The 12333-nt window shown below is 61.9% G+C and carries 9 protein-coding genes and 2 tRNA genes; 5 read left to right on the top strand and 6 right to left on the bottom strand.

Annotation, left to right across the window (positions count from 1 at the left end; translation table 11 throughout):
* Nucleotides 1–55: 55 nt before the first annotated feature.
* The 3 genes from P3T24_RS21770 (at nucleotide 56) to pgi (ending at nucleotide 4969) form a co-directional block, all read left to right on the top strand.
* Complete coding sequence (locus tag P3T24_RS21770) at nucleotides 56–1357, top strand: FAD-dependent oxidoreductase (protein WP_429405297.1); 1302 nt, start codon at nucleotides 56–58, stop codon at nucleotides 1355–1357.
* A gap of 135 nt (nucleotides 1358–1492) precedes the next feature.
* Nucleotides 1493–3088 carry an NAD(P)H-hydrate dehydratase gene (locus P3T24_RS21765; RefSeq protein WP_074264761.1) on the top strand — a complete coding sequence of 532 codons (1596 nt, stop codon included), beginning with the start codon at nucleotides 1493–1495 and terminating at the stop codon, nucleotides 3086–3088.
* Nucleotides 3089–3346: 258 nt separating this feature from the next.
* Complete coding sequence (gene pgi, locus P3T24_RS21760; protein WP_429437750.1) at nucleotides 3347–4969, top strand: glucose-6-phosphate isomerase; 1623 nt, start codon at nucleotides 3347–3349, stop codon at nucleotides 4967–4969.
* 34 nt (nucleotides 4970–5003) lie between these two features.
* Here pgi and P3T24_RS21755 read toward each other — a convergent pair whose 3' ends face one another.
* On the bottom strand, nucleotides 5004–5690 hold the full coding sequence (locus tag P3T24_RS21755; RefSeq protein ID WP_074264763.1) for an ABC transporter ATP-binding protein: 687 nt from the start codon (nucleotides 5688–5690) through the stop codon (nucleotides 5004–5006).
* Here P3T24_RS21755 and P3T24_RS21750 point away from each other — a divergent pair.
* Both P3T24_RS21750 and P3T24_RS21745 read left to right on the top strand, forming a co-directional pair.
* Entirely contained in the window at nucleotides 5689–6396 is a 708-nt protein-coding gene (locus P3T24_RS21750; protein ID WP_074264764.1) for an arylesterase, read from the top strand. The two genes, P3T24_RS21755 and P3T24_RS21750, sit on opposite strands and share 2 nt — an antisense overlap.
* A gap of 118 nt (nucleotides 6397–6514) precedes the next feature.
* Nucleotides 6515–6856, top strand: a complete 342-nt coding sequence (locus P3T24_RS21745; protein WP_074264765.1) for a hypothetical protein — start codon at nucleotides 6515–6517, stop codon at nucleotides 6854–6856.
* A 131-nt stretch (nucleotides 6857–6987) separates the two neighbouring features.
* On the opposite strand, the gene P3T24_RS21740 is transcribed toward P3T24_RS21745, so the two are convergent.
* The 5 genes from P3T24_RS21740 to lon all read right to left on the bottom strand — a co-directional run bounded on the left by P3T24_RS21740 (nucleotide 6988) and on the right by lon (nucleotide 12330).
* Nucleotides 6988–8919, bottom strand: coding sequence for a SurA N-terminal domain-containing protein (locus tag P3T24_RS21740; RefSeq protein WP_429405303.1), 1932 nt, complete (start codon nucleotides 8917–8919; stop codon nucleotides 6988–6990).
* 86 nt (nucleotides 8920–9005) lie between these two features.
* A tRNA-Asp gene (locus P3T24_RS21735) sits at nucleotides 9006–9082 on the bottom strand.
* A 36-nt stretch (nucleotides 9083–9118) separates the two neighbouring features.
* Nucleotides 9119–9194 (bottom strand) — tRNA-Val (locus P3T24_RS21730).
* Between the two features lie 101 nt (nucleotides 9195–9295).
* Nucleotides 9296–9568 carry an HU family DNA-binding protein gene (locus tag P3T24_RS21725; protein WP_007585907.1) on the bottom strand — a complete coding sequence of 91 codons (273 nt, stop codon included), beginning with the start codon at nucleotides 9566–9568 and terminating at the stop codon, nucleotides 9296–9298.
* Between the two features lie 341 nt (nucleotides 9569–9909).
* A complete protein-coding gene (lon, locus tag P3T24_RS21720; protein ID WP_074264767.1) occupies nucleotides 9910–12330 on the bottom strand; it encodes an endopeptidase La in 2421 nt (806 codons plus the stop codon).
* Nucleotides 12331–12333 lie beyond the last annotated feature (3 nt).

Below are 12333 nucleotides of genomic sequence, written 5' to 3'. Positions count from 1 at the left end.
CACGCATACGGGGAACGCCCGTCAGTCCGCGTTCCACCGGAAAATCGAAGCAAACATGGATGTTATCGTCATTGGCGGCGGAATTGTGGGCGTCGCCACCGCTTATCAGTTGCGCGCCGCCGGTCACCGGGTCTGCGTAGTCGAACGCTTTGCGACCGTCGCGCAGGGCGCGACCTATGGCCATGGCGGCACCGTCCTGCCGACGCCGCTCGACGTCTGGTTCGGGCCGACCTTCATGCAGAGCCGCCAGGCCGCCAAAAACGGCGTCATCCGCAAGACCGGCTTCAACGGCGGCGCCCGCCTGTTCGAGCGGCAACTGGCAACATGGCAGGAGCCGCAGGCCTTCAGCCGGCAATACGGGCTGCTGCGTCCGCTGATCGAGGCCTCGCGCGAGGCGATGGCCGATATGGAAGCGCGCTTCGGGCTCGAATATGAACAGACGGAGGGCGTGCTCTACCTCACGCGCTCTGCGCAGGAATGGGAGCTGACCCAGCCGGCGCTCGAATTGCTGCGCCAGTATGAAGTGCCGCACCACGTGATGACGCCTGCCGAGTGCGCGGCGTTCGAACATTCGGTGCCGACCGATCCCGAGTTTGCAGGCGGCGTGCTGTTCGACCAGGAACGCACCGCGAACTGCCCCCTCTTCACCAAGCTCATCAAGCAGACGCTCGATACCGAAGGCGGCGTGCAGTTCATGCTGAACCGGGAGGTCGATGCCATCCGGCTCGATGGGGAGCGCGCAGCGGTCGAACTGGCGCCGCGGCTCGGCGAAGTCACTTCGTCGCGCGAAGTCGACGTGATCAACGCCGACGCGATCGTGGTCGCGGCCGGCACCGGCTCGGTGCCGCTGCTCGAGCGGCTCGGTCTGCGGGTGCCCTTGCATCCGCTGCGGCTGCATACGCTGTCCGCGCCGATCGCTCACGAAGAATGCGTGCCGCATGTGGCGATCGTCGACGCGGTGAAACGCATCACCATCACGCGGATGAATCATCGGCTTCGCATCGCCGGCGGCGCGGTGCTGCAAGGCGCCGGACAGACCGACAAGCCGCTTTCCGAAGCGGTCACCAAGGATGCTTTGGCCCTGCTCGGTCAGGCCACGCACGACTGGATTCCGGGCGCGGCCAAGATCTCGGCGGCTTTGTCGTGGGATGGCCTCAAGCTGCTCTCGCCGGATGGCCTGCCGATGGTTGGCAATGCGTTGCATCCGCGCCTGTTCGTCAACGTGGGGCACGGACCTGCTGGCTGGGGACTCGCCTGCGGGGCCGCGAAACTGGTGGCGGATCTGATCGGCGGCAGCGCGCCCGAATTGCCGGCGGATACGCTTGCCGCGTTGCGGCCTGAGCGGTTTCGATACTGAAACTGAGACTGAGGCGCCCTGAGAGTCCTCGGGCGCCGTCGTGCGACGAAACCTGGCCGAACAGTTCCACCCCTTACGTGCATTCGCACTACCATGACGGTTCCGTGCCCGCCCGGGCCATCGCTTGACGCCGCCATGAACGAAGCCGCATCTGTCAGTCCCCACAATCCTTCCGACCTCTCCGGCCTGATCGACACGCACGACCGACCGCTCGCGCTTCTGAGCGTCGCCGATCTGCGTGCGCTCGAAGTCAGCGCCGCGGCCGCGCTGCCGCCGCACGAACTGATGGCGCGTGCCGGCCGCGCCGCCGCGCTGTTCCTGACCGGGCAGATCGCGTCGGCGCGCTCGAGCGGTTCTGCCGCGACAGTCTGGATCGTCGCCGGTCCCGGCAATAATGGCGGCGATGCGCTGGTGGTCGCGACCGAGTTGCATATCGCCGGCGTCGCGGTCGAAGTCTGTATGCCCGTCGAAGTCAAACCGGAGGACGCCCGCTGGGCGCTCGGCGAGGCGCGCGCGGCAGGCGTTCCGATCAGCACGTCAGCGCCCGATTCTTTCGAGCGCTACGGCTGGCTGGTCGACGGCATGTTCGGGATCGGCCTGACCCGGCCGCTCGAAGGCGTGTTCGCCACGCTTGCTCAACAGTTGTCACAACGTGCGAAGCGGCAAGGCCGCGTATTGGCGCTCGACGTGCCGAGCGGGCTCGATAGCGACACGGGCAATGTGGTTGGGTCCGGCACAGGAGTGCGAGCCACGCACACGGTGACGTTCATCGGCGCCAAGCCAGGACTCTTCATGGCTTCCGGGCGCGATCTGGCCGGCGCGGTGACCGTCGCGCCAATCGGCCTGGACACGACGGCCACGGTCGCTCGTACCGGCGGTGTGCAACTCAATGCCCCGGCGCTGTTCGCACCGTACCTCCCTTCGCGCGATTTCTCGACCAACAAGGGCTCGTTCGGCAGCCTCGCCGTGGTCGGCGGCGACTCCGGCATGTGCGGCGCGCCGATTCTCGCAGCGCGCGCGGCGCTTCATTGCGGCGCCGGGAAAATCCACGTGGCGCTGCTTGGCGCAGGCGCCCCGCCCTACGATCCGCCCCATCCCGAGCTGATGCTGCACGCCATCGACGATCTGCCGCTCGACAAGATGGACGCACTGGCCATCGGCTGCGGCATGGGTCATCGCGACCGCGCGACCCAGGCGCTGCACGACGTGTTGCCGCTCGACGTTCCTAAGCTGCTGGACGCCGACGCATTGAACCTGGTCTCGAAGGATCCTGCGCTTGCCGCAAAGGTCGCCGCCCGCGGAGCAAAGGGCGATCCGTGCGTGCTGACGCCGCACCCGCTCGAGGCGGCGCGGCTGCTCGGCTGCGATGTCCCCACCGTGCAGCGCGACCGGCTCGCCGCCGCGCGCGCGCTGACCGCGCGCTTCGCCTGCGTCATCGTGCTGAAAGGCACCGGCACGGTGGTTGGCGCGCCCGATGGCAGGCTTGCGGTCAACCCGACCGGCAACGCCGCGCTCGCGACAGGCGGTACTGGCGACGTGCTCGGCGGCATCATCGGAGCGTTGCTGGCCCAGCGCTTGCCACCGTACGAGGCAGCGCTCGCGGGCGTGTATCTGCACGGCCTCGCTGCCGATACGCTAACAGCCCAGGGCGACGGCCCCGCAGGCTTGACGGCAGGCGAACTGGCGCCGATGGTACGCAAACTGCTGAACCGGATGTTCTATCCAGCCTGAACAGCTCGAGGTGCAAACCGGAGTCGGCGTTGCCGGACCCGGGTAGCGGGCGAGGCTTGTCCCGCCCAATCCCGCTATCTGAATCCGGCGTCCAACTGCCTGCCCGCTTCGCGTCAAGGCCGCTATACTGAAGTACTGCGCTGTCCGGCCGGGAACCGTTGCGAACCCGAAGCCCCGATAGCGCGCCCGAGCATCCCACCGGCTGCGCCTCGCGCGCACTGCCTTTCTTTCGTGCCCCTTCGTTAGACGGACGATCTCATGACGTTGAACACGCTCCCCGCCTGGTCCTCGCTGCAAGCCCATTACGACAAGATTCGCAATGAGCATATGCGCGACTGGTTCGCCCCCGCGAACGATCCCGCTCCCACCCGTGCCGAACGCTTTGCGTACGCTGGCGGTGGACTCGCGGCCGATTTCTCCAAACACCGCATCAAGGACGAAACTCTCAAGCTGCTCGTGCAGGTGGCCCGCGAAGCGGGTGTCGAGAAACGCCGTGACGCCATGTTCGCGGGCGAGATCGTCAACCCGACGGAAGGCCGCGCGGTGCTGCATACTGCGCTGCGCGCCTCCGATCCGAAAGCCCCGTTCCACGCCGAAGTCACGGCCGAACGCGCCAAGATGGCGGCGTTTGCCGACAAGATTCGGAGCGGCGAGTGGACCGGCTATACCGGCAAGCGGATTCGCTATGTCGTGAATATCGGTATTGGCGGCTCGGATCTCGGTCCCAAGATGGTGACGAATGCGTTGCATCACCTCGCCTCGCCGGAGATCACCAGCCACTTCGTGTCGAACGTCGACGGCGCCGATCTCTACCGCGTCATGCAGGACATCGACCCGGAAGAGACGCTCGCCATCATCGTCTCGAAGACTTTCACCACGCTCGAAACCATGACCAACGCGCGCTCGCTGCGCGACTGGTTCATCGAGAAGGGCTGCCCGGAAAACGCGCTCGCGAAACACTTCGTCGGCGTGTCGGCCAACACGGCTGAAGTCGTCAAGTTCGGCATCGCCAAAGAGAACGTCTTCCAGATGTGGGACTGGGTGGGCGGCCGCTATTCGCTGTGGTCGGCCGTCGGCCTCTCGATCATGATCGCGATCGGACCGAAGCAGTTCGACGAACTGCTCGCCGGCGCGGACGACATGGACAAGCACTTCCGCGAGGCTCCGCTCGAGCGCAACCTGCCCGTGCTGCTCGGGATGATCGGCATCTGGTATCGCAACTTCTTCGGCTCGCAAAGCTACCTGGTCGCGCCGTACTCCGAGGCGATGCATTACCTGCCGTCGTATCTTCAGCAACTGGAGATGGAGAGTAACGGCAAGTCCGCACGCCTCGATGGCGCGATGGTCGACTATCCGACTTCAGCCGTCACGTGGGGCGAGCCGGGCACGAACGGCCAGCATGCGTTTTTCCAGATGCTGCACCAGGGCCCGACGATCGTACCTATCGATTTCATCGCTGTGCTCACTCCCGAGCATCCGCTGGCGAGCCATCATCCGAAGCTGCTGGCCAACTGCTTCGCGCAAAGCGAAGCGCTGATGCTCGGCCGTACGCTCGAGGAAGCGAAGAAGGTAGCGGGCCCGGACAAGCCGGAACTGGCGCCGCATCTGATGTTCCCGGGCAACCGTCCGTCGAGCACGATTATCCTGGAGGCGCTGACCGCGCGTTCGCTCGGCGCACTGATCGCGCTTTACGAGCACAAGGTACTCGTGCAGGGCACGGTGTGGGACATCAACTCGTTCGATCAATGGGGCGTCGAGCTGGGCAAGATTCTCGGCAAGGTGGTCGAGGCCGATCTGACCTCAGCGAGCGTCGATCCGGCGAAGCACGATTCGTCGACCTCGGCATTGATCGCACGCGCACGGGCAGCTTTGAAGCGTTGAGTATGTGAACCCCGGTGTCGGGGCAGGCAGTGTCTCAGGCGAGACGCCCTGCCTCGATCGTCACCGTGGTATCGCAACGGCGCGCGAGTTCGATGTCATGCGTGACGAGAATCAACGTCGCACCGTTGGCCCGGTTCATCTCGAACATCAGATCGATCACCGCATGGCCTGTGGCCGCGTCGAGGCTGCCGGTCGGCTCATCGGCAAAGAGAATGGCCGGATGCGTGACAAACGCGCGCGCTAACGCAACGCGTTGCTGCTCGCCTCCCGAGAGCAGCTTGGGATAGTGACGCGTGCGCTGCCCCAACCCCACCTGTTCAAGCAAGCCGCGCGCTCTCGCTGCCGCATCGCGCGAACTGATACCGCCTTGCAACTCGAGCGGCAAGGTCACGTTCTCGAGCGCCGTCAGATGCGGCATCAACTGGAAAGACTGAAACACAAAGCCGACCGAGCCGTTGCGCAACGCGGCGCGTTCGTCTTCGCTCAACTCGGTGAGTTCCTGACCGAGCAGCCGAACCGACCCCGAGGTGGCGCTGTCCAAACCTGCAAGCAGACCGAGCAGCGTAGACTTGCCGGACCCGGATGCGCCGACAATCGCCACACTGCTGCCGCCTTCGATGGAAAGATCGATATCATCGAGAATCGTCAGTTCACCCGTCGCATCCTTAACCCTCTTGCACAATCCCCGCACTTCGATGACTGGATCAGTTTTCTTTTGCATGGTGAGGCGTAGATTGAAAGTGCGCCTGGCTGCGCCGCGCGCCGCCGCTTTGAACACAGCCGCCGGCCTCTTCATGATGGCCTTTTCGGCAATACCGCTTGCGGCCCGTGCCGCCAATCCACCCAACGCAACCGTTACGGCCAGGCCGGTCATCATGGTTCTCGGCGACAGCATTTCAGCCGAGTATGGCTTGCCCCGCGATACGGGCTGGGTTGCATTGATGCGCCAGCGTCTTGCCAATGAGCGGATCGATTATAGCGTTGCAAACGCAAGCATCAGCGGCGACACGACAAGTGGCGGACGCGCCCGCATGCCCGAACTGATACAGCGCCTCAAACCGAGCATCGTGATCGTCGAACTAGGCGCCAACGATGCGCTTCGCGGCGTCCCCTTGCCGACCACCGAGGACAACTTGCGCACGATCGTCGAACAGGCACAACAGGCGCATGCAAAGGTCGTGCTGATCGGCATGTACGTGCCACCCAATTACGGCCCCGACTACACGCAAAAGTTCCACGGAGTCTACGAGCAGATCTCGAAGGACCTGCATGTTTCGCTCGTGCCGTTTCTGCTTGCCGGCATCGCGGACAAACCAGACATGTTCCAGGCGGATCAGATGCATCCGACCCAGCAGGCACAGCCCGTGCTACTTGACAACGTGTGGCCGACCGTCAAGCCGTTGTTGCGCACGGGTTCCTCACACTGACAAGCTTCTTACAACTTGTTGCGAACGAGCGAGGAACGCGCACAGGGGAAGGTCGATCAGACACTTTCGCTAACCGCGAAATCCGGCTCGTTTTTGAGCGCTTTTGTGAGGAGATGACGTGAAATACTTACCGCTTATCGCTTTGACCGTGGCAATCTCTGCCTGCGCCGCTCAACCGCCGGTTGGCGTCCAGTCCGTGGGACAAAGCCAGCAACCTCCAGCAGCCGTCGCGCAATGTATTGCCCACAAGTGGGCAGATGGCACTCAACAGCAGGTCGTCTCGCAAGCTACCTTGGCAAACAATCAGGCTGTCGACGTGTATGTGCCGGGCCAGCAACCGCCTAACGGCGCGGCCGCTGTGGTGCGCCCGGGTAATGGCACCGGCTCGTGGGTCGGCTTCCGCAGCGGTGGTGGCGGTGCGAGCAGCGACGCAACCAGCTCCATCAGCGCTTGCCTCTAAGGCTCCCCTCAACAATGCCTCTGGTGAAGTTCGCCAGATAAGAAAAAACCCCGCAAATGCGGGGTTTTTTTGTGATTCCTTGAAAAGTGCGTGCGGCTTGCTGCTGGCACCGCGCGTGGACTTCAACTCAATCAGTCGCCACCCGCTTGAGCGCTATCCAGCGAGCCGTAGAACTTGATCTTCGAACGCGCGCGCAGTGCTTCGACATAAGCTTCCACTTCGGATTGCGCTTCCGACTGCGCGATCTCCTGCTGCGCGGCGACGAGACGGCGTGGATCGACCGGTGCACCAGGCAACACCGCATTCACGCGATACACCGCATAGCCCGCATCACCCAGGTCGACACCCACGTAGGCCGGCAATTTCTGCGGGTCGGCCTTGTAGATTGCGCTCAATGCGGCGACTGGCAAGCCCTGGGCGTCATTGCGCGAGACCTTCAGTGGCGCCGCAAAACCGGTAGTCGCATTCGACTTCTGCAACTCGGCAAGCTTGGCGATGCCGTCCTTATGTGCCGCCTCATCGGCCTGTACGGCGATGACCTTCTGACGCACAGCGTCCTTGACGGTGTCGAGCGGAGGCACGGCCGCCGGCTTGTAGGCAGTGACGTGCGCAGCGATCAGCGTGTTGCTGCCGGCGTCGATAGCCTGCGTGTTGTTATGCGACTGCACCGAGTCGTTCGCAAATACCGCGGCGAGGAACTTCGCGTTGTTCAGCGGGCTCGTGAGCGGCAACGCAGGGTTAGGCTGCGGCGTCACCGTTGCAGTCTGGATCTGCAGCTTGTACTTGTCGGCTGCCGGCTGCAGGCTCTTGGCCTTCTCGTACACCAACGACGTAAAGCCATCTGAATCATCGCTGAATGCCTTGGCCGCGAGTTGAGCCTTCAGGTCTTTGGCGATCGAATCCTTGACCGTGTCGAAGGGCTGCGTGACAGACGGCTTTACATCCGTCGCCTTCAGGATCAGCAGGCCCACGTCGGTCGGCACGACATCGCTGATCTCGTCCTTCTTCAGCTTGAATGCAGCGTCGTCGAACGCCTGGCCACCGGCCATCATGCCGCGTCCGAAGTAGCCAAGATCGCCACCCTTCGAAGCCGAAGCAGGATCCTGCGAGCTCTCCTGGGCAATCTTCGCGAAGTCGTCCGGATGCGCCTTGACTTGCGCCAGCAAGGCATCGGCCTTCTGCTTTGCCTTGGCCTTGTCGTCCGCGCTCGCGTTCGGCGCTACGGACACCAGGATCAGGCTCGCGCGCATCTGCGCGGCAGTCTGGTAATGCGCGATGTTGTCGTCGTAGAACTTTTTCAGATCCGCGTCCGAGGGTTGCAGACCAGCGGCCAGCGCGTCCGGCGACATCACGAGGTATTGGATGGTCGCGGTGGCGGGTGTCGCAAATTCATTGCGATGCGCGTCGTAGTACGCCTGCAACTGCGCGTCGGTCGGCTGGATTTTGGCGAGATAGTCGTGCGGATTGAACGCGAGACTCTGTACTTCACGCTGCTGTTCGGCAAGCGTCGTGAGGTTCTGCGCCAGTGTCTTCGACGTGAAGGCGCTGCCCTCGATGCTGGCCGGCAACTGCTGCGTGGCCAGCGTATAGCGCACGCGCTCGTCATACTGATCGGGCGTCATGCCCTGCATGGCGAGCAGTTCCTTGTAGCGGTTCACGTCGATCGAACCGTCAGGATTCTTGAGCGACGAAATCACCGGGTCGTTCAGCAACACGCGACGCACTGCGTCGTCGGATGCCGTCAGATGAAGACGTTGCGTCTCATCGTTCAGCACGCGCTGTTCGATCAACCCGTCGAGCAGTTGCTTGCGACGCTCGGGCGTGTCGAACATTTTCATGTCGAAATTCGCGCCGAGCATCTGACGTGCGCGGTCGAGTTGTTGACGCATCGCGTCGTCATACTCGGCACGGGTGATCTTGTGCCCGTTGACGCTGGCGACGTTGGCGCTCTCGTCAAAGAAGCCACGGAAGCCTTGAATACCCACAAAACCCAGCCCCGGCACGATGACGAGGATGAGCATGAACATCATCAGGCGTTTGTGATTGCGAAAAAAATCGAGCATGCGTTAAGGATGCCAAAAACAGAACGCCCGATATTACAACAGCGGGCAATAAAAAAGGCGAACCGGAGTTCGCCTTTCAAGGATACTGGCGGAGTGGACGGGACTCGAACCCGCGACCCCCGGCGTGACAGGCCGGTATTCTAACCGACTGAACTACCACTCCTTATACTGCGTATGCACTGCATGCTGAACCGGGAACTGGTGGGTGCTGAGAGGCTCGAACTCCCGACCTACGCCTTGTAAGGGCGCCGCTCTACCAACTGAGCTAAGCACCCGCTCCGCGATTCTGCGTGATACCTGTTTACTACCTAAGTCGCGCCGCGCTCTTCAGCATTCTGAGCCTTCCGAAACGCACCACCCTTATGCAGCAAGTCGATTAGTTTAGCGCATCTTTTAGTGCTTTGCCAGGCCTAAATTTGGGCACCTTGGCTGCCTTGATCTTGATCGCAGCGCCCGTGCGCGGATTACGTCCCGTGCGTGCCGTGCGCTTGCCAACTGCAAACGTGCCGAATCCGACCAGCGTCACCGAACCACCCTTCTTCAACGTGCCTTTGACGCCGCCGATCACAGCATCCAATGCACGCCCCGCCGCCGCCTTCGAAATATCGGCCTGTTGTGCAATGTGATCGATCAATTCCGTTTTATTCATTCCAACCCCCGAGAATGTTTTTGGGCAATCGTAATGGCGCTTTATAGCGCCGGGTAATAACGCAGCACGGCAAGGACGCCGAGCCAACCAATTAGAATTGGCCGAAAGCCTTATGTCAAGCGGGGTTGCGCCGGATTCGAGGGGACTTTGCTATCCGCTTTTATGACGAAATCTTGCGACCGGGCGCTGCGGCGCAAAACGACGGGTTGCATGCGGCGCCATTAATCCAAAGAGTGGGACAACGAAGGCAAATGCAACGCCTTGTGCGACCTGCAGATAGCAAAAACCCGCGGACAATGCCGCGGGTTTCTGTTGATGCGCAGACTCTGCTACGAATTGGCTTAGTGCTTCACCACTTCCGTTGCGGCGTCTTTACCGGCCTCCGCTGCGACAGGCGCAGCAGGCTTCGGCTCTTCTTCCGGCAACGGTTGCGGGACACGTTCGAGTGCGAGTTCGAGCACCTTGTCGATCCAGCGGACCGGCACGATTTCGATCGCATTCTTCACGTTGTCCGGAATCTCCGTGAGATCCTTGGTGTTTTCTTCCGGGATCAGCACCAGCTTGATGCCGCCACGATGCGCTGCGAGCAGCTTCTCTTTCAGGCCACCGATCGGCAGCACTTCACCACGCAACGTGATTTCGCCCGTCATCGCGACGTCGGCACGCACCGGAATACCGGTCAACACCGACACCAGCGCGGTCGTCATCGCGATACCGGCGGACGGACCGTCCTTCGGCGTCGCACCTTCCGGCACGTGAATGTGAATGTCCTGCTTCTCGAACGCTTCGTCCTTAACACCCAAACGGCGCGAACGCGAGCGGACCACCGTGCGTGCTGCCTCGACGGATTCCTTCATCACGTCGCCCAGCGAACCCGTGCGAGTCACGTTGCCCTTACCCGGCATCACCGCGGCTTCAATGGTCAGCAGATCGCCGCCCACTTCCGTCCACGCGAGACCCGTGACCTGGCCAACCTGATTTTCCTTCGCGGCCAGACCGAAGTCGTATTTGCGCACACCAAGGAACGTGTCGATATTGCTGCCGTCGACCGTCACCGCACCCTCTGCCTTCTTCAGCAGAAGCATCTTCACGACCTTGCGGCAGATCTTCGAAATTTCACGCTCGAGCGAACGTACACCCGCTTCACGCGTGTAGTAACGAATGATGTCGCGGATTGCAGTTTCCGTGACTTCGACCTCGCCTTCCTTCAGGCCGTTATTCTTCTTCTGCTTGGGCAACAGGTAACGTTGCGCAATGCTGACCTTCTCGTCTTCCGTGTAACCTGACAGACGGATCACTTCCATCCGGTCGAGCAACGGCGGCGGAATGTTCAGCGAGTTCGACGTCGCAACGAACATCACGTCCGACAGATCGAAATCGACTTCGACGTAGTGATCGGCGAACGTATGGTTCTGTTCCGGATCGAGCACTTCCAGCAGCGCCGAGGACGGGTCGCCGCGGAAGTCCTGGCCCATCTTGTCGACTTCGTCGAGCAGGAAGAGCGGATTGCGCACGCCAACCTTGGTCAGGCTTTGCAGGATCTTGCCAGGCATCGAACCAATGTAGGTCCGACGGTGGCCGCGAATCTCGGCCTCGTCGCGCACGCCACCGAGTGCCATACGCACGAACTTGCGATTCGTTGCGCGTGCAATCGATTGACCCAGCGACGTCTTACCGACACCCGGAGGCCCAACGAGGCAAAGAATCGGCGCCTTGACCTTGTCCACACGTTGTTGGACAGCAAGATATTCGAGAATACGTTCTTTGACTTTCTCGAGACCGAAGTGGTCTTCGTCGAGCACGCGTTCCGCATTCGAGAGGTCGTTGTTGACCTTGCTCTTCTTGCGCCACGGCAAGCCGATCAGCGTGTCGATGTAGTTGCGCACGACGGTAGCTTCAGCCGACATCGGCGACATCAGCTTGAGCTTCTTCAGCTCGGCGTCAGCCTTCTTTTTGGCTTCCTTCGGCATGCGCGCAGCGGTGATGCGCTTCTCGAGTTCTTCGAGATCCGCACCTTCTTCGCCTTCGCCCAGTTCCTTCTGGATTGCCTTGACCTGTTCGTTCAGGTAGTACTCGCGCTGACTCTTTTCCATCTGGCGTTTCACACGCCCACGGATGCGCTTTTCCACCTGCAGGATGTCGATCTCGGCTTCGAGTTGCGCGAGCAGGTGCTCGAGGCGCTCGATGACCGGGAACATCTCGAGGATGTGTTGCTTCTGGTCGAGCTTGAGCGGCAGATGCGCCGCGATCGTATCGGCCAGACGGCCGGCTTCGTCGATGCCCGAAAGCGAAGTCAGAATTTCCGGCGGGATCTTCTTGTTCAGCTTCACGTATTGGTCGAACTGCGACACGATCGCGCGGCGCAGCGCTTCAGTTTCAGCGCTGTCGGCGTGGTCGGGTTCGAGCGGCATGACTTCGCACGAAAACTGGGTTTCCTGCTCTTCGATCGAGAGCGTCTTCGCACGCTGCAAGCCTTCGACGAGCACCTTCACGGTACCGTCAGGCAGCTTCAGCATTTGCAGGATGTTGGCAATACATCCTACTTCGTACATGTCCTTTTCGGTCGGCTCATCTTTGGCAGCCGTCTTTTGGGCGACGAGCATGATGTGCTTGCCGCCTTCCATTGCTGCTTCGAGAGCCTTGATCGACTTCGGGCGGCCTACGAAGAGCGGAATCACCATGTGCGGGAAAACGACTACATCACGCAGCGGGAGCAGCGGGAGCGTAGTGCGTTCCGGCGGGAGGAGTTGGGTTCCTGACATTTC

The organism is Paraburkholderia sp. GAS33, assembly GCF_050436645.1.
Taxonomy (GTDB): Bacteria; Pseudomonadota; Gammaproteobacteria; order Burkholderiales; family Burkholderiaceae; genus Paraburkholderia; species Paraburkholderia phenazinium_B.
The sequence above is the reverse complement of the archived record's forward strand: the minus strand, read 5'-3'. Positions and strand labels throughout refer to the sequence as shown.

Bases quoted from the DNA above. Each gene is read 5' to 3' on its own strand.
- P3T24_RS21770 (WP_429405297.1), top strand. From the start codon at position 56: ATGGATGTTATCGTCATTGGCGGCGGAATTGTGGGCGTCGCCACCGCT.
- P3T24_RS21765 (WP_074264761.1), top strand. From the start codon at position 1,493: ATGAACGAAGCCGCATCTGTCAGTCCCCACAATCCTTCCGACCTCTCC.
- pgi (WP_429437750.1), top strand. From the start codon at position 3,347: ATGACGTTGAACACGCTCCCCGCCTGGTCCTCGCTGCAAGCCCATTAC.
- P3T24_RS21750 (WP_074264764.1), top strand. From the start codon at position 5,689: ATGGTGAGGCGTAGATTGAAAGTGCGCCTGGCTGCGCCGCGCGCCGCC.
- P3T24_RS21755 (WP_074264763.1), bottom strand. From the start codon at position 5,690: ATGCAAAAGAAAACTGATCCAGTCATCGAAGTGCGGGGATTGTGCAAG.
- P3T24_RS21740 (WP_429405303.1), bottom strand. From the start codon at position 8,919: ATGCTCGATTTTTTTCGCAATCACAAACGCCTGATGATGTTCATGCTC.
- P3T24_RS21725 (WP_007585907.1), bottom strand. From the start codon at position 9,568: ATGAATAAAACGGAATTGATCGATCACATTGCACAACAGGCCGATATT.
- lon (WP_074264767.1), bottom strand. From the start codon at position 12,330: ATGTCAGGAACCCAACTCCTCCCGCCGGAACGCACTACGCTCCCGCTG.